Origin of the sequence: Peribacillus frigoritolerans (assembly GCF_040250305.1) — a bacterium.
Taxonomy (GTDB): domain Bacteria; phylum Bacillota; class Bacilli; order Bacillales; family DSM-1321; genus Peribacillus.
The window spans coordinates 1,279,885-1,297,192 of sequence record NZ_CP158190.1 but is presented as its reverse complement, the minus strand read 5'-3'; the positions used below and the strand labels follow the sequence as shown (position 1 = coordinate 1,297,192).

The window sequence follows — 17,308 nt, the reverse complement described above, 5'->3', positions numbered from 1 at the left end:
TTTCCTAGCTCCCCGATTCATCAGTCCGTGCTTCATCTCCGGAATCTCCATTTAGCGGAAAATAAAAAAGCCCTCCATATGGAGAGCTTTTTAACCGACCAGCAGTCGATTTGTACAATGTGCCAAGGATTCATCCCTAATGAAGGTAAATAAATCCTGATCGATAAAAGGAATTAATCCTTCTGCAATATTCCATGCATTGACCTCTATTTGATAAAGGATTTCTGATTTTCCTGTACTGTGTAGCTCCTCACTAAGCACAGCAAGATCGGGGTCTGATGCGTGGCCCATCTCATGCGTGAGGATCACCCATGTATATTCCTCAAGCCTTGCAAGCGAGCCTAGGGAGCGTTCACACTGAATTTCGATATCTCTCTCATATAAAGTGATGCTATGTCCTTTGGCAGAATATTTTCCCCCAACACATCGTTTACCGGGAAACTCCTTTTCGATGATTAACTTCAAAGAAGAATCATGGTGGCTTACAAACTCATTCATATTCAATGACTTCACTCTCTTTATCTATAGTTTAAAACCCATTATATTTCAGGGATGATCAAATCATTCATATCCTGGCGCAATACGGGGCTGGATAGACGAATCACTTGATTTTCGCTAAAGTACTCCATTATATATCGGTGACAAGTAAAAAATAAAATTTGCCGCTTTTCCGAAACTTTTTTCAATAACTCGAGCATCCGTTTTGTCCTTTCCGCATCAAAATTGACGAAACTATCATCAATGATGAGAGGGAATGAATCATTTTCAAAAGTATGATCAGCAAGAGCGAGCCTTAGGGAAACATAAATTTGCTCTGCTGTCCCGCGGCTGACCTCTTCAACCCTGAAACTCAAACCATCATTGCGCTGTACCCAAATTCCTTCTCCCGACTGATCAAGGATGATTTTACGATAGCTCCCATTCGTTAAAAAGGAAAAGTGCCGCTCGGCATCAGCGATCACCTTCGGTAGGCGTTCCCTTTTATATCGGTCCAATGTTTTATTCAATAAGCTTTTGGCTATTGCCAATTTCGCCCATTCCTTCGCCTCTTCGTTAAAAGCAGCTTTTTCTTCATAAAAACGATGAAGTAAATCATCATAAATCCCTGAAACTTCAAGCTGTTTTATCTTATGCTTCGCATCCGCCCGCTTCTCTAACAAAAGGGATTTCGCCTTTATAGAATCCTTCCGTTTCCGTTCTATATTTTCAAATGTATAAGTATTGATCCCCTGTTTTAAGTAAGTTTGGATTTGATCAGGCAGCATTCTGGATTGCCCAATTTGAATGGTAATCAAATCAAGCTGTTTTTGTAAAGTGATTTTCTTTTCGAACAATGCAGCGGCATGCCTGAATTCTTCCTCGTCCTTGACCTTCGCTAACTTAAAAAGAATTTCCATTTCTGCATCAAGATAGCCATTTTCCATCGTCAGCTGCTCAATTTCGTTCGTCAAACGACTTCGTTCCTGCATCCATTGCGTTAGTTGAACGGAGAATTCAACCGCTTTATTCAATTCCCGCTTCAATAGGCCAATCGCTTCCCGCCATGTGGATGGTTCAAAATCAAGGCTGTGTGCAAAATGAAATAAAGCCTTTGATTTACCCTCAAATTCTGCCTGCAGAAAATTATGCCTCTTGATTGTTTCATATTTCCTATCAACGGCTTCCTTCCATTTCTCTAGATGTTCAAATACAGATTCAAGATTGATTTCCATTCCGGGATAAGACAGACCCCAATCGCTTAAGATGCTCCTCAATTCTTTATCCAACCGGTCCCTTCTAGCTTCCCAATCGGCATATTCCTGAATGGTCGATTCAAACGCTTCCTCCCTTTCTTCATATTTGAAACTTTCACTTTCAAAACGCCTTTGGAGACGTTGGTCCAGTTCAAGCAGCCGACCCATCGACTCTCCTTCACTCCCTCTATTGGTCTCAGTCCCAATTGCGGCCCTTTTCCTTTTCATCTCATCCAATTGCCTGATATACCCGGACAATATATCATCACCTTTAAAAAGATACCTGGATACCGCAAACAGAACAGCCACGGCTAGAAGTATCATCCCCAACAACATCTGTTCACTGAAATAACTTCCGATCGCACCTAAACAAAGAAGTACTAATAAACTGCCATTCAGGATATGTGAACGTTTGCGATTATCCGCTTCCTTCTTCCTCTGTAATGCCAATTGCTTTTCAAGTTCAAGTATTTGTTCATCAAGAATAAGCGATTGTGCTGCTTCAAATTCGATGTTATTCTGCTTGTTGTATAAGGACTCCAGCTCGATTCTTTTTTCATCTGGCATTAACTGGGCCTGTATCTCCTTCAAGCGGGCTTCTGTCGTTTCCAGACTTCCCTTTTGCAGTTCATATTTCTCATCAAGCTGCTTCTTATCATTTTGGAGTTGATGCTTTTCCCTCTCGGCCCTTTTCACCTTTTCCTTCATGAATGTACTGATATCCAGTTTTCTTATTTCATCATCAGAAACATCCAAGAATAATTCCTGCTTCACCTTTTCGATATTCTTTTCTTCCAACTGCCTTTCGTGTTCCGCTTTTCTCATATCCAGCTCGAGCTTCTCAAGCATAGTTCCTTGATCGATTGCATGTTCAATTTGCTCTTTATGCTCCTTGATGAACGGATTGATTTCGATTTCCGTGAGTCTTTCCTCAAGTTTGTCCTTTTTCTCGATCAATGCCGCAAGTTGAGCTTTCATGGGCATTCCAACTGCCTGTAGCTGTTCAAGCCTTTTTAAGCCATCAACAGGAAAACTCACTTCCGGAATTTCACTTATTTCGGCCTCAAGTTCCCCCTGTTCTTCAACCAAGGGTTTAATTCGCAAAAAAGTGCTCACGTCAACAAGGTTTTCTTCAATCTCTTGAATATCTTCCGTGACTTTGTAGAGCTCCTCCTTAAGTTTTGCTTCTTCCTGAAGTAATGCCGTATACGACTGCTGTTCTTCTTCTGATGCTTTCACCTTTTTCTGCAATTCCTTAAGTTCTTTCAATCTCACATTCAGTAAAGGTTTTTGGCCTGATGGCTTGAACCTTGAATCGAGCTCTTTTTGCAATTTCGTTTCGGCTTCAAGAAGTTTATCATTCCCGATCAGCCCAGCTGAAAGCAGATATTTACTCATGGTACCTTCACTTAGTGTATGTAATCCCTGCAGCCCTTGAAGGTCGAAAGAAAAAATGGCTTGGTAATAGTTTTTATCAACGCCATGGAGAATCTCATTCAATTCTTCCTCGCCGCCGACCCTTCCATCCTCGAAGGTCAATTTTACATCGCCAGTAGCTTTTCCCTTCACACGTTCAATAACGATTTCCCCATCTTTTTTTGTTATGAGACTGAGCCTTCCCCCATATTTGGCATGCATTTTGGGCTCGTAACGCGGTTCGTTTTGAACCTTTGTCGGAAAACCAAACAGCATACTATGAATGAAGGACATGATGGTTGACTTGCCCGATTCATTTTCCCCAAAGAAAATCTGCAGCTGTCCCAATTCAGGAAAACGCTGATTTTCCAGTTTACCGTAACCATAAACATGGAGGTCTTTAATAATCAAACCCGTTCCTCCTCCCTACACTCATTTATTCGCATCAAAAACGTGCAAAAGCCATCTTTCCGCTTCATCCACAAGTTCCCTCTGCTCTTTTGGCTCTATTGTATCAAGAAACCTTCTTGCACCCGGATGAATATAAAGCGGGGCCAGAGCAGCATCCGTATCATCGAATTCAGATGCAAGCATTGATACCTCAGCCATAAATGGCAATAATGTTTCATTTGACCTAATCATCGGCATCGACTGGATGACTTTGATTTTATACACCCAGACAAACGATTCCCCTTGGTCCTCGTCCTGCAAGATCCGGGTCAATTCTTCAAGATATTCCCCGGAAGGGCCTGCTGCGTCTCCTGCATCCAGCTTCAATTCCAAAAGAAAGCTTCTCCCATCGATGCCCTTCCGTTCAATTACTTCCCTGCATTGCTTGAACAGGGCATCAAATCCACCATCCGCGGTTATTTCAATTGTATCGCTTTCCCATATCACTTCAGAAGTTTCAATAAAGGAATGACGCTTCATGTCCCCGTCGAATTCGACGAGCAGGCACCCTTTAATGCCAGACTCCTTTCTGTTCCTGCCTTGAATATTTCCTGGGTATATCACTAGCGGATCTTCTGAAACCACCTGATGCTTATGAATATGGCCTAATGCCCAGTAATCGAAATCTTTGGCAGCTAGTTCCTTCAATGAAAAAGGGGCGTATGGGCTATGTTCGGAATTGCCTTCCAAATTCCCATGAAGCAGACCTATATGATAATCGGCCCCTTCAGCTTTTATGTAGGTTTCGATCATTCTCTCCCTTACGTGACGGCGCGGATAACTGAACCCATAAAGGTGGACAGTCGTCCCATCGATTTTTTCAAACCGTTTCACTTCGGTTTGCCCTGAAAATACGTGGACATTATCCGGCAGCTCCACAGTAATCCATGAGCCGCTGAGATGATCATGGTTACCATGAATGATATAGGCAGGGATCTGATGCTGCTGGAGTTTTTCCATTTCCGTCCGAAAGCGGACCTGTGTCCTGAGACTCCGATTCTCCCCGTCAAATAGATCCCCCGATAACACGATAAAGTCAACCTGAAGGGAAATTGCTTCATTAATGATAGTTTGAAAAGCTTTAAAAGGAGCTTCCCTTAATTCCTTTAATATAGTTGACGGCATATCCTTCAACCCCGAAAAGGGACTATCCAGATGGAGATCCGCCGCATGAATGAACCTCACACCGCTCATAAGTGTCACCTCGATTTCTATCAACATTTCACATTTAATTTTAACATGAACAGAACATACTTTCCCATACATTATTATTTTAATACGTCATCATGCAGTATGGGCAAATTCAACAGGAAAAAGACCGAATGGCGTGAACATTGTTTCATGCACGGCATTCGGTCTTTTTCATCATTCAAAAATATCCATACTTAAATAGCGTTCACCATTATCCGGTGCAATGCATAATACTCGTTTTCCACTTCCAAGACGACGGGCTTCCTGCAGGGCAGTCCAGACAGAGGCACCTCCTGAAGGTCCAATCAATATCCCTTCCTTCGAAGCCAGATCCTTCATGGTGGATATTGCATCTTCATCAGCCGCTTGAACGATTTCATCAAATACCTCTGTATTTAAGATGGTGGGGATAAATCCAGGGCTCGTACCCACTAACTTATGAGGACCAGGCTTTCCGCCGGAAAGAACTGGGGAACCCTTAGGCTCGACAACTACAACCCTTAAATCCGGCAGATGTTCTTTTAAAGCTTCACCTGTACCGGTTATCGTTCCTCCCGTTCCGGCAGTAGCGACAAACACATCCAGGTTGCCATCCATCTGATCTAGAATCTCGACTGCTGTCGTCACTCTGTGAATATCAGGATTTGCTTGGTTTTCGAATTGCTGCGGAATAAAGCTATTAGGAATTTCTGCGGCTAGTTCCTCAGCTTTACGAATGGCTCCCGGCATCCGCTCTGATGCAGGGGTGAGGACAACTTCCGCTCCGTATGCCTTTAAGATGTTGATTCTTTCTTTCGACATATTATCCGGCATGACCATAATCGCCCGATACCCCTTTGCAGCGGCATTCATAGCAAGCCCAATACCTGTATTACCTGATGTTGGTTCTATGATCGTGGCCCCGGATTGAATGATGCCGTCCAGTTCAGCCTGCCTAATTAAGTTGAATGCAGCCCGATCCTTTACACTGCGGCTCGGATTGAAATATTCAAGTTTCACAAATACTTCAGCGTCACCCTCCGCCGTTAAATGATTAATCCTTACAACAGGTGTATCTCCTATCAATTCAGTGATATTATTAACGATTTTTACCGTCATTCAAAAAATCCCCCTTCGATCCATACACTTCCTAGATGCACTTTTACTCAGGTTTATTATATCATTTATGATTTTTCATTTTAAAGAGAGAATTCCTCTAGTATAAATAGGTTTTGTTTTGAAGTTAGTTCGGTATAGTTATTTTCCATCGTTTTTCAAGATATTCAGCTACTTATCAATATTCCCTGTCTTAATACATTTCCCTCACATAATAATAGTCAAAATTGACAGATAATGATAAAATTTTTATAACAGTTCCTAAGACAATAACATTTTTGATAAGGGAGTTTTTGAAAATGAGCAGAATATACAAATTAACCGTTTTTGAACCGTCAGGGGAAAAACTATTGGATGAATCATTTACAGCCGAGAATGATGAACAAGCTAAAGAATTGGGACAAAATCTATTGAAGGAAAAAAACTATCAAGATCAAACACATCGCTGCACATCACCTTCAGGCGCTTTATTGCTTTTTCATCGCTGATTGAAAATGGAAGCGCAAACACTAAAAATATGATCTAGTTTCCTTATATAAAAAGGGCCGTCACGATAACGTGACGGCCTTTTTCATTCATTTTCCGATGAAGTTCGGTTTCCTTTTTTCCACGAATGCTTTTATTCCCTCTTGGTGGTCCGCTGTTTCGCGCATTTTCATCTGGGCAGCTTTTTCAATCTCAAGGATCTTAATCAATAGCGGGCGATTTTTTTCACTAAGGATTTTTTTCGTTTTAATCATGGCCTGAACCGGGCTTTGCAGCCATGATTGCACTTTCTTCTCTACCGCATGTTCCAAGGTTCCGTCAGCCACTTCATGAATGAGGCCCTTTTCTTTTGCTTCAAGCGCAGTAAGCACTTTACCTTCCCAGATTAGTTCTTTTGCACCCACTTCACCAAGACGACGTTCAAGGAAGAAGTGTCCGCCGCCATCGGGGATTAATCCAATCCCGATAAAATTCATCGCAACCTTACTTTCTGAATCGGCAATAAGATGATCGGTTGCAAGAGCTATACTTAACCCAAGCCCTGCAGCTGCACCATGAATGGCACTGATGGTCAATTTAGGCATGAAGTATAGAGTGGTCACCAATTCACTGATTCCATCCATCAGTTCATCGAAAGCGTTTTCTTTTCCAGGCGAGAGCATCATCTTAATGTCACCACCTGCGGAAAATGCTTTCCCATTCCCTTTTAAAATGACGACATCCACATCATCATTCTCACTTACTTCCTTCAAGGCATGAATAAAGTCATGCAGCATTTTCGGATTTAAAGCATTCATGGCCTCTGGACGGTTCATTGCAACAGTGGCCGTCCTGTCCGAATATGTGACTAAAACAGTGCCTGCAGGTGATGTCGATTCAATACTCAATTTATTTCCTCCTCTTTCGTTCTATGACTCTATTATATATCCCTCCCCATTATCAGAATAGGGGGAAAAGTTACAATTATACAAACCCAGCATTATTTATTGATATATTTATCCTGAAGCTGATCACGCAATGCCCTTTTCAAGAACTTCCCAACACCCGTTTTCGGGATTTCATCCAAAAAGACCACTTCATCCGGCAGCCACCATTTTGCAAACTGCGGCATTAAAAATCCGATGATGTCTTCCTGGGACACTTGCCCCTTGTATGCCTCCTTCAAGACAACACAGGCGATCGGCCGTTCCTGCCATTTTTCGTGAGGCACTGCAATTACCGCCGCCTCGAAGATTCCTTCATGGGCCATTAATGCATTCTCTATATCTACGGAAGAAATCCACTCACCGCCGCTTTTTATCAAATCTTTCGTCCGGTCAACGATTTTGACGAACCCTTCTTCATCAATCGTGACAACATCCCCCGTATACAGCCAGCCATCTTTAAACGTATCCTCTGACCGCTCATCCTTAAAATACTCATTCGCTATCCAAGGACCCCTGATCAGCAATTCGCCCATTTCCTTTCCATCTGGTTTCACTTCGCCGTCCTGACCGATCACTTTAATTTCTATCATTGGCGAAACAAGGCCCTGCTTGGCCTTCAACTCATAAAGTTCTTCTTCAGGGAGGTCTTCCTGATAGCTTTTTGGTTTCGAAACAAAAACAAGCGGGCTCGTTTCAGTCATTCCATAGGCATGCAGGAATGGTATCCCATACTTTTGTTCAAAGGTTTTAATCATGCTTTTCGGAGCAGCCGACCCTCCGCATAGAACAGCACGAATGCTGCTCGTATCATGGCTGCCTTCTTCCAGCTCCTTCAATAAGCCCAGCCATATCGTCGGCACCCCTGCTGCGATTGTAACCTTCTCCGTTTCTATAAGCTCAGCCAAAATCTTCGGGGTGAAATAGGGTCCCGGCAAAACCATCTTCGTTCCAAACCAAACACTGGCAAAAGGCATGCCCCAAGCGTTTACATGAAACATGGGCACGACAGGAAGGGCCACATCACGTTCGCTTATTGCTGTGGAATCGGCAAGCCCCAGTGCAATCGCATGCAGCAAAATTCCGCGATGTGAATAAACCACACCTTTCGGATTCCCGGTCGTGGCGGAAGTATAACATATGCCGGCAGGCGCATTTTCATCCAAGGTTTGAATGAATGGCTGTTTCGGATTCCCTTCTGCTAATAATCTTTCATAATGATAAATGGGTGAAAGGGTCGTATCAGGCAGCTCCTCTTTATCCGTCATAATGATATACCCTTCCACTGTCGTTAACTCATCTTTAATTGCTTCCAAGAGGGGAATGACATCCGGGTCTATCAATAGTAATCGATCCTCCGCACTATTGACGATATAAGAAACATGTTGAGGAGACAGACGCATATTGATTGTATGAAGGACAGCACCATGACAAGGAATCGCAAAATATGCTTCTAAATGCCGATGATGGTTCCAGGCAAGTGTTCCAATACGGTCACCTGTTTGAATGCCGAATTTTTCAAGATTACTGGTCAGCCTTCTTGTACGTTCAGCAATCTCTGCATATGTAAATGTGTGAATTCCACCATCCGTACGCGAAACTACCTCTTTCTTCGGAAAATATTTTTCAGCTCTCTCAATGATTTGAGTCATGATCAATGGAGTATCCATCATTACAATCTCCCCCTTATATTAAAAGCATCCTCATTATATATTCGACCAGAAAAAAAATAATCCTTTATCCCTAGGTGCCTTTTACGATTATTTTGAATTTGGGTTTAGCCTGATGATATTTCAAAAAAAAGGCTAAACCAGATCCTATCAGTTTGACGACAAAAACGGGATTCGGAAAGGAAGCGGATTTCTGAAATCAACTGAAATTTTTATAAATAAAAACATGCAGGCAATCTCGCTATTTATCGTTATTTATTGTTTAATGAAACCCTTATTGGATTGAAGAAATTTGCGACAATCCTACCGAATTACTGGCTGGCCGAGACCCCACAGACGCTTGCTTTGATAAGGCTTGGCAGGCAGTCGGCGGAAAGGGAGCGGATTTCTGAAATCAAGCGCAAACATAAAAAAACTGTAGGGCCAACTCGCTCAAATAGAAAAAGATCTAACCGGTATATAACGGAATCATTTATTAAGAGCGGAATCTGAAAGGTTTTTTAAACCATCTAAATTTAGTGATGAGTTCCATGACATATTTTTTATGTTTCTTTCTAGAAAAAAGAGGAAATAGTAAAGATACAATTATATTTAGAGGGAGCTCATTTATGGTAAACAAAATAAACGAAGAACTAGAAGCTTATTGCGCGAGTGAATATTCAAAGCTATCACGGGTTATCGTCTGCGAACCTCGTTATATGGAAATCCGGGAGATCATCAACGAAACACAAAAAGAGTTTCAAGAGGAAAATATCGATCAAGCACTAGCCTTGAAGCAGCACGCCCAATTTACAAAGGCTCTTGAACATGAAGGAATTGAAGTCATAAAACTTACGCCTCAATTTACATATCCAGAACAAGTTTTCACGAGGGATATCGGTTTCACTCTTGGCAATACCGTTTATGTGGCTGAGTTGGCAACAGGTATCAGGCAGGGTGAAGAACTAATATTGAAATCCTGGCTCGAAACGAATGGCATCTCATATTTCAACCTCCTCAAAAATCATATTGAGGGCGGGGATGTCCTTATTGACGGGAAGACCATCTATATTGGAATCAGTGAAAGAACGGATGAAACATCCGTCAAGCATCTTCAAACCTTATTACCGGAATACGATGTCATCGCGGTTCCTTTCATTGAAACATTCCTTCATTTAGATTGTGTTTTCAATATCATATCACCGACAGAGGCGCTTATTTTTCCAGAGTCCTTTACAAAAAAAGAGATGGATCTATTAGCTTCACGTTATGACATGATCGAAGTGACTAAAGAAGAACAATTCACATTAGGAACCAACGTGCTTTCGATTGGGAATAAAAAATTATTCAGTCTACCATGTAATAAACAGGTAAATAGTCAGCTTCGTGAACGCGGATACAAAGTCATCGAAGTCGATATAAGCGAAATCATCAAGTCCGGCGGCTCCTTTCGTTGCTGCACCATGCCACTATTGAGGACAACGAATAAGAAGACTGATTCAGCCTGAGCAGAATGAAAGAACCCGGACTTGTTTGGAAGTCCGGATTCTTTCGCCTTTTTGTCAAACATGTATAGATATTTGTATAAAACAGGAAGAGATTAAGGGTTTAGTTCTTTTTTTAATGCCTCGATTCCAACCATTACACTTTTTAAATAACTCTGTCTGGAGGCATTTCATTTATGCAGCAGTCTTAATATGATTTTTGAATCTTTTCTATTTAACTGTACATACTGACTATGTTCATCCTTCGTCATTTCTACAATATTTTCATCAGGATTGACCCAAACATAATATACGGTTAGTCTACCTTCGTTTTTCTCATCATTAAAATAAAAGATGAAGTCCGCCTCAGGATGATCTTCCGCCAACGCGAATTCTTCCCAATCTGCATTCTTTACTATTTCTTTTGTTTTTACTGTTTTCCCCATTTCTATCTTTTCTTTATATGCTTCGAATTTGTAGTGTTTACCTTCATATTTTTGAACGGAAATATGTTCTTGCTTTGTTGTACAGCCTGAAGCTAACGTTATTGATAATAGGCTAAGTGCAACAAGCAGCTGTGTCCTTTTCATTACTGTCATCTCCTTATACCTCATTGGATTAATTATCCAATATATTTCATTATACTTCTCCACGCAAAAGAGTAATAGGAATGTTTATTGATTTCTTAACAAAAAAACTAAAGCTTTTGGCTTAAGAGTTCTTGACCCCTTGTATCCCTTGGGCCTGTCAACCAAACCATACAGAAAATAGTTGATGCAGCCTTCCATTTCATCAAAAGCTTATACTCGCTTATATTGCATTTAATCCGATTATAAGCCGACAGTATAAACCCTTTTAAATTGATAATCCTTTCCTTTGTGAAATGGCTTAGCTAAAATTTGATAATATTGAATTATCCTTGCTATAATTTCATGGGATAGCGTTTAGAAAAAAACAAGATTGAAAGGGGAATGTAAAATGAATTATGTAAAAAATCAGCTAACGGTCATGCGCGGCAATCTTTTAAAAGAAATCGATGGAATCAAACCAGAGTTTATGGATGTACAGCCTGAAGGTTTTAATAATACAATCCATTGGCACCTTGGACATGTCCTTACTACAGCCGAAAAATTTTTATTGAACTCCAATAGTGAATTGCCAGCGAATTACAGCCAACTATTCGGATATGGTTCAAAACCAGCGGACTGGACTGGGGACGTACCTACCGTTGAAGTATTAAAGCAACAACTGCATGAACAACTTGATCGACTTCTTGAAATTCCGGAGGAACGATTGACTGAAAAAACAGCACAGCCTTTCAACGGAATGGAAACAGTGGGGGAATTCATTAATTTTGTAGTGCTCCATGAAGCCAATCATATTGGACAAATTCACGCAATGAAACTATTAATCCAATCCAATAACTGAGATTAGATCATAAATAACTGTCACTCTGTATTTCTTGAAATAGGAGTGGCATTTTTTTATTTTTCACAGTCAAATAGGCTGTTTTAATCACTAATGGCTTCTGACATGTGAGTATGGGTGCGTTTACTCGTGAGTTTGCAGCGTTTATTCGTGATTTGGGAGCAAATACTCGTGAACTTTGAGCTTTTATCGTGAGTTCGAGCATCCACTCGTGAATTCGGAGCTAATACTCGTGAGTTTGGCGCTTTTACTCGTGAGTTTGGCGCTTTTACTCGTGAGTTTGCAGCTTTTACTCGTGAGTTTGGTGCATTTACTCGTGAGTTTGCAGCAAATACTCGTGAATTTAATCAAAAAGAGCCCCCGCTCTATAAGCGAAGGCTTTCATCTGTTCATGCGAAGTGAACGTCCCTTTAAGTCATTTGGTTATCCATATAATCACTGTATGCTTTTTCCGCTGCGGCTTCCGAAGTGAACAAAGCATCATCGTCCTCAATCGTATGAAATGTATCGTTCAGGAACAAGGCAACTGCATTGGGATCTTTTGGATGCGGAACGATTTCCGCCGCCCTTATATTCGAAACAGTAGGAACGTGGGGATTATTATAAATCACAAACACTTCGTCACCGACTTGCACTTCTTTTGCATTGATTACACCCATTGAATTCTTCCTTTCCATTACTGATTTTCCTTTAGCTTATGGAAAGAAGCTTATAATTATTTATGAAATATAACAGGCCTAAAAAGCGGCATTATCTGAATGGGGCCCCTTCTATAAAAAGGAGCCCCACCATTCATTTAAGCATATTCATCTTTTGTAAAAAATCGATTGGATGCTGTTTCCGGAAGAATTCCCTCAGCATATAGGCAACACCATCTTGATCATTGGAGCGCGTCACCCATTTTGCCACTTTCCTTACTTCCTCATCCGCATTGCCCATGGCAACTCCCAGACCAGAACCGGCAATCATCTCAATATCATCCAATCCATCTCCAATCGAGACGATTTCCGTTCTTTTCACTTCTAAATGGTCAGCTAAATACAATACACCGCTCCATTTAGAAACACCCTTCGGAACGATTGTCAGCTTATGTCCTGGATGTAAGATTGCATCCACCTCAGGGAACATTTCCTTTATCAATTTCAACATATCATTTCTAGCACTTTTTTCTGGAAATATAATGTCCATCTTCGTCGGGGCCATCGGCTGATCAATGAGCTCTTCACTGATATCATCCACATAATTTTGAGCATAAATATTTTGATCATTCAAATACATAACCGATTTACCAAGCAAATTCTCCGGGAGGTTCACCCGATTGCCCAGCGAGTATTTCTCATGAATGAGCAATATTTGGCACGTGGTCTTTTCAAGCATTTGCACGAGCTCTGCAGTCAGTTCTTCTGATATTCTTTTTACCATTATCGGCTTTTCTATGGAAGCTCCGACAAAGGCTCCTTGCTGAGCGACGATCATCGGATTTATTTTTAGGGCTTTGGCCACTTTTTTTGCTGAGTGATAATTTCTTGACGTCACAAGTGCAACATGGACACCTTTTTGGTGAACATAATCTATTGCTTCTTTAGTCGATTTATTTAAACGGCCATTCGACTGGAGCAATGTCCCGTCGATATTGACCGCAAGTAGTCGATATACCATGCTGATCTCCCCCATCTGTAGTATCCTCTTTCCAAATTTATGACTAAAATTTCGGGAATAGAACAAATTGTGGTTGACGACCCATGCATGGTGCTTTCAGGAAACAAAAAAACCCCCAACCATTATGGAAGGGAGTCTTTAACTGCTTATTGCTGTTGTTCAGGCAAGCCATATAAATCTTCAAGCGGCTTCATGATAATTTTATTGAGGTCCGCGATGACCATGCTCATCCGTTGTTCAGCTTCCATCAATTGTGAAATGGTTGGGTTTTGTTGGACAAGCTGTACCGTCTTTTGTGCTTGCTCAACCTCTTCCGGTGCAATCTCCTGTCCCATCATTTGCTTTTGCTGCAATGACATCTGCAGATTACGGAAGTTTTCAAACATTCCTTTTGTTGCTTCATCAGAATTGACAAGATCATATAAGCGTTGCAAATCGGCATATTCATTACTTGCCCTAATTGCCTTTTCCATTTCATACGCTGCATCATATACGTTACTCATTTATTTCCCCTCCCGGTAATCATTGTATTCCTACACCTTTTCCACTATAACAAATCCGATTGCGAATTACACGTCATCCTATTAAAACAGTTACAAAACCTTGAAATAAACCGATGATTCCACCAAGCAAAGCCCCAAGGTAGGTGATCATCGACAATTCCTTCTTAGTGATGGAAGCGACCATTTCCTCAAGCCGGGAAATGGTGTCCGAGAAATTGGCAGTCCATTCTCGAACCGGCTTATTCATGATCGAAGCGACAGGCATCATTTCAGACGTTTTTCGTTAATCAATTGTTAATCGTATCTCTTCCGACCATGTTTCATATTTACCAAGAAAGCATGTTTGTAATCTTTGTTCTAACGTAAATGAAGAATTCTTCATTCCCAGTTGATCAAGCATTTGAGCAGTACTTTTTTCCGTGGACAATGCTTTCTTTACTTCTGCCTTCACGAAAATTTTCATATTCTGTATAGAGGCATCTGATGACTTTACTTTGAATGCTCTCTGGCGTGATTAAATGATCAACACCAATTTGGCTAACTCATCCTGCCGCTTCGGAATCAACCTGGTGTCAACGGCAGCTGTTTCCCGAAAATATAGATTGGTTTATAAAGTCTGAACAGCATTGTGATAGCTAATAATTTAGTGAAGCCACCTATTACAGCAACCAAAACGAACATACAGTACCCTTAACCAAAACTCCATGAAATTTCTCTTTTTATTGCTTTAAATAGAGGCTTGATGACACCTTCTAATTAAAAGAACATAGAATGTGTTATCCACATTTGCCCATCATTTAATTATTAAAGGATATTAAACTTAGTGCAAACGGGGAATTATTATGAACCTTAACCATCAGAAAGTTTTCATTACGGTAAATCCCGCAGAGACGCGAAAGAAGGCGCTACTGTTTATCGAAGAAAAACTATTTGAGGAATGGGGCCTTCAATTTGGAGAACCCGTAACGATCATGGCTGGATGCCGTTCGGTCCCGGTACTTGTCCAGCCATTCCCGTCATCCCAGCCTACATTGAAACTTTCATATGATATGAACCAAACTTTAACCTTACCCGTTTTTTCCGATCCAATCTCCGTCTCATACCATGCGGAAGGAAGGTCAATTAAAATAGGTCCGTTCTTCGCTTCACTCATGAACCAGACTCCCTTGCAAGACGGGACATTCGGCGAGATGGAAAAATTTTATCAGGAAATGAAATCATATTGTAATCAGCAGGGCATCCCCTTCTATTTAGTAAAATTGCAGTCTCTTCAAGAAGGAGTTGTGGAAGGCTACCTGCCTGGGCAAGATGGCTGGCAAACCTTGTCCCTCCCCATTCCTGATGTATTTTATAACCGGATACATTCGCGCAAACTTGAGGAATCTCATTCTTTCAAGCTGTTTAAAACTGAACTGGAGGAACGGTCGATACCGATGTTCAATGGAAGGTTCCTCTCCAAACATGATGTACATGAGCTGCTAATCTTAGAAGATGAGCTGTTGCCAAATTTGCCGGAGACGATACTTTTTAACGAAAAGGAATCTTTCTTGAGGTTTATAGAAAAGCATTCGGTAATCTACTTTAAACCCGCATCAGGCAGCCAAGGCAGGAATATTTGCAGATTAATGCAAGTAGCTGGAAAATGGAAAATCGAGCAATCCGGAAATCTCCAGGAAGTGCATTTTGCTGATACGGATGAAAAGTTGTACGAAACCTTAAAAAGGTTTTCCAGAAAACAATCCTTCATTCTTCAAAAAGGGATTTCCCTATTCGAAACAGAGCAGAGAAAAGTTGATTTCCGCATACTTCTTCACCGGAACGATCTGCTTGAATGGAAAGTTTCATCAATGGTTGCCCGGATTGGGGACCCTGGCACTATCGTTTCCAATCTTGCACAAGGCGGCTTGATGAAAAATGGGCCGGATTTTCTAAAGGAAGCATTTGACCTTCAGGACGCCAGCCGCATATATCAAAAGCTCGTACGGCTGGCTAAAAACACTGCCCAGGCCTTGGTCGAAAACCATGATGATTCATTCGGTGAGCTAGGGATCGATTTAGCACTGGATACCGATACCCATCCATGGATCATCGAAGTGAATTCAAAACCTTCGAAAAAATTTCAAGGCAACTATGAAACCTTTCGTCCATCAGTAAAATCCATCATAGATTTCATGCTTGCCCTTAACCGCGAAAACCATCCATAAAAGGAGTTGCTAGCACGTGTTAATAGGATTAATGGCCGCGTCGGATACACATGAAAACAACTACTTCACCGAAATAGCCAAAACCGCAAAATCATTTAATATGAAAGTTTGTAAATTCTCACCGGAAAATATTGATATGGATCTGAAAAAAGTCCGCGGCGAGCGTTTTGATGACGAGAACGAAACTTGGATCGCCGCATCTTTTGATATACCTGATTTTGTTTATGATCGCTGTTTTCACGGATTAGTCCGTGAGTCAACGGAAACGCGGCACAAAATCGATTGGTTAAAAGATAACTCGAATTTCTTGGGGCTGGGCCTTCCTGGTAAGTGGGAGGTGTATCAAATCCTAAAAAACCATCCACACCTACAGGCATTTTTTCCAGAGACCGTACAAGTGACGACACCGGAAGATATTAACGGTCATTTGGAACGCCTGGATAAAATCATCATCAAACCTGAATTCGGTGCAGGCGGTACAGGGATCTATCTTCTTTCAAAAAACGAAGACGGCACCTTGGTATCCATGACGAAAAAGGGCACCAAATATGACCGCCAATTCTCCTCCAAATCTCAGCTTAACAAATGGCTGCAGCATTTATTAAATCGATACCGTTACCTCTGCCAGCCATATTTGGAACTTTGCAACCAAAATAACGAGCCATTCGATTTACGGATTTTACTTCAAAAAAACGAGAAGAATCAATGGATGGAACGTGGCCGCGGAATTCGTACGGGACAAAAGGACGGAATCACCTCAAATCTTGCCACAGGCGGGGAAGCCATTTCATTGGATAATTTCATCAAAAGAAACCCGGAAACGATTTCGATTGCCGTCGAACAAAAGATTCAGCATATCCTTCGCACCCTGCCCGCAGAAGCCGAAGCTGTCTTTGAAAGGTTATTCGAGTTGGGGATCGATATAGGCATCGATAAAAAAGGCCAAATCTGGATAATGGACATTAACTCGAAGCCCGGAAGGAAAATCATTCAGGCACTACAGCCGGAGACCATGAATGATATTCATCGCGCACCGTTTCAATATAGCCAGTATTTAGCCGAACATCTTCAGAAAGCAGGTGAATAG

At 41.4% G+C, this 17,308-nt stretch carries 17 protein-coding genes; 5 read left to right on the top strand and 12 right to left on the bottom strand.

What is annotated here, in order from left to right:
* Positions 1-90 precede the first annotated feature (90 nt).
* The 4 genes from ABOA58_RS06390 to cysK all read right to left on the bottom strand — a co-directional run bounded on the left by ABOA58_RS06390 (position 91) and on the right by cysK (position 5,888).
* Entirely contained in the window at positions 91-498 is a 408-nt protein-coding gene (locus ABOA58_RS06390) for a hypothetical protein (protein WP_232782974.1), read from the bottom strand.
* Between the two features lie 41 nt (positions 499-539).
* Complete coding sequence (locus ABOA58_RS06385) at positions 540-3,560, bottom strand: ATP-binding protein (protein ID WP_350301679.1); 3,021 nt, start codon at positions 3,558-3,560, stop codon at positions 540-542.
* A 21-nt stretch (positions 3,561-3,581) separates the two neighbouring features.
* Entirely contained in the window at positions 3,582-4,793 is a 1,212-nt protein-coding gene (locus ABOA58_RS06380; RefSeq protein WP_350301678.1) for a metallophosphoesterase family protein, read from the bottom strand.
* 171 nt (positions 4,794-4,964) lie between these two features.
* Positions 4,965-5,888, bottom strand: a complete 924-nt coding sequence (gene cysK / locus ABOA58_RS06375) for a cysteine synthase A (RefSeq protein ID WP_137017070.1) — start codon at positions 5,886-5,888, stop codon at positions 4,965-4,967.
* 296 nt (positions 5,889-6,184) lie between these two features.
* Here cysK and ABOA58_RS06370 point away from each other — a divergent pair, with 296 nt between their 5' ends.
* Positions 6,185-6,373: a YhzD family protein gene (locus ABOA58_RS06370; protein WP_048677954.1), complete on the top strand. Its 189-nt coding sequence runs from the start codon at positions 6,185-6,187 to the stop codon at positions 6,371-6,373.
* An 87-nt stretch (positions 6,374-6,460) separates the two neighbouring features.
* Here the strand turns inward: ABOA58_RS06370 and ABOA58_RS06365 are convergent, their stop codons facing one another.
* Together ABOA58_RS06365 and ABOA58_RS06360 are read right to left on the bottom strand one after the other, a co-directional pair.
* Positions 6,461-7,258 carry an enoyl-CoA hydratase gene (locus ABOA58_RS06365; RefSeq protein ID WP_350301677.1) on the bottom strand — a complete coding sequence of 266 codons (798 nt, stop codon included), beginning with the start codon at positions 7,256-7,258 and terminating at the stop codon, positions 6,461-6,463.
* Between the two features lie 92 nt (positions 7,259-7,350).
* A complete protein-coding gene (locus tag ABOA58_RS06360; RefSeq protein ID WP_350301676.1) occupies positions 7,351-8,967 on the bottom strand; it encodes a long-chain fatty acid--CoA ligase in 1,617 nt (538 codons plus the stop codon).
* A 605-nt stretch (positions 8,968-9,572) separates the two neighbouring features.
* Here ABOA58_RS06360 and ABOA58_RS06355 point away from each other — a divergent pair.
* Complete coding sequence (locus ABOA58_RS06355) at positions 9,573-10,451, top strand: dimethylarginine dimethylaminohydrolase family protein (RefSeq protein WP_350301675.1); 879 nt, start codon at positions 9,573-9,575, stop codon at positions 10,449-10,451.
* A gap of 167 nt (positions 10,452-10,618) precedes the next feature.
* Here ABOA58_RS06355 and ABOA58_RS06350 read toward each other — a convergent pair whose 3' ends face one another.
* On the bottom strand, positions 10,619-11,017 hold the full coding sequence (locus ABOA58_RS06350; RefSeq protein WP_350301674.1) for a hypothetical protein: 399 nt from the start codon (positions 11,015-11,017) through the stop codon (positions 10,619-10,621).
* Positions 11,018-11,405: 388 nt separating this feature from the next.
* On the opposite strand from ABOA58_RS06350, the gene ABOA58_RS06345 reads away from it, so the two are divergent.
* Positions 11,406-11,855, top strand: a complete 450-nt coding sequence (locus ABOA58_RS06345) for a DinB family protein (protein ID WP_350301673.1) — start codon at positions 11,406-11,408, stop codon at positions 11,853-11,855.
* A gap of 410 nt (positions 11,856-12,265) precedes the next feature.
* Here the strand turns inward: ABOA58_RS06345 and ABOA58_RS06340 are convergent, their stop codons facing one another.
* The 5 genes from ABOA58_RS06340 to ABOA58_RS06320 all read right to left on the bottom strand — a co-directional run bounded on the left by ABOA58_RS06340 (position 12,266) and on the right by ABOA58_RS06320 (position 15,170).
* A complete protein-coding gene (locus ABOA58_RS06340; protein WP_241590686.1) occupies positions 12,266-12,532 on the bottom strand; it encodes a transcriptional regulator SplA domain-containing protein in 267 nt (88 codons plus the stop codon).
* 115 nt (positions 12,533-12,647) lie between these two features.
* Positions 12,648-13,514: a Cof-type HAD-IIB family hydrolase gene (locus ABOA58_RS06335; RefSeq protein WP_101224440.1), complete on the bottom strand. Its 867-nt coding sequence runs from the start codon at positions 13,512-13,514 to the stop codon at positions 12,648-12,650.
* Positions 13,515-13,660: 146 nt separating this feature from the next.
* A complete protein-coding gene (locus ABOA58_RS06330; RefSeq protein WP_034314741.1) occupies positions 13,661-14,017 on the bottom strand; it encodes a YlbF family regulator in 357 nt (118 codons plus the stop codon).
* Between the two features lie 73 nt (positions 14,018-14,090).
* Entirely contained in the window at positions 14,091-14,285 is a 195-nt protein-coding gene (locus tag ABOA58_RS06325; RefSeq protein ID WP_350301672.1) for a DUF445 family protein, read from the bottom strand.
* A gap of 678 nt (positions 14,286-14,963) precedes the next feature.
* Entirely contained in the window at positions 14,964-15,170 is a 207-nt protein-coding gene (locus tag ABOA58_RS06320; RefSeq protein ID WP_350301671.1) for a hypothetical protein, read from the bottom strand.
* 37 nt (positions 15,171-15,207) lie between these two features.
* Here ABOA58_RS06320 and ABOA58_RS06315 point away from each other — a divergent pair, with 37 nt between their 5' ends.
* Positions 15,208-16,221, top strand: a complete 1,014-nt coding sequence (locus ABOA58_RS06315; protein ID WP_350301670.1) for a YheC/YheD family protein — start codon at positions 15,208-15,210, stop codon at positions 16,219-16,221.
* Positions 16,222-16,237: 16 nt separating this feature from the next.
* The gene (locus tag ABOA58_RS06310; protein WP_350301669.1) at positions 16,238-17,308 is read left to right on the top strand and encodes a YheC/YheD family protein; all 1,071 of its coding nucleotides are present in this window, start codon (positions 16,238-16,240) and stop codon (positions 17,306-17,308) included.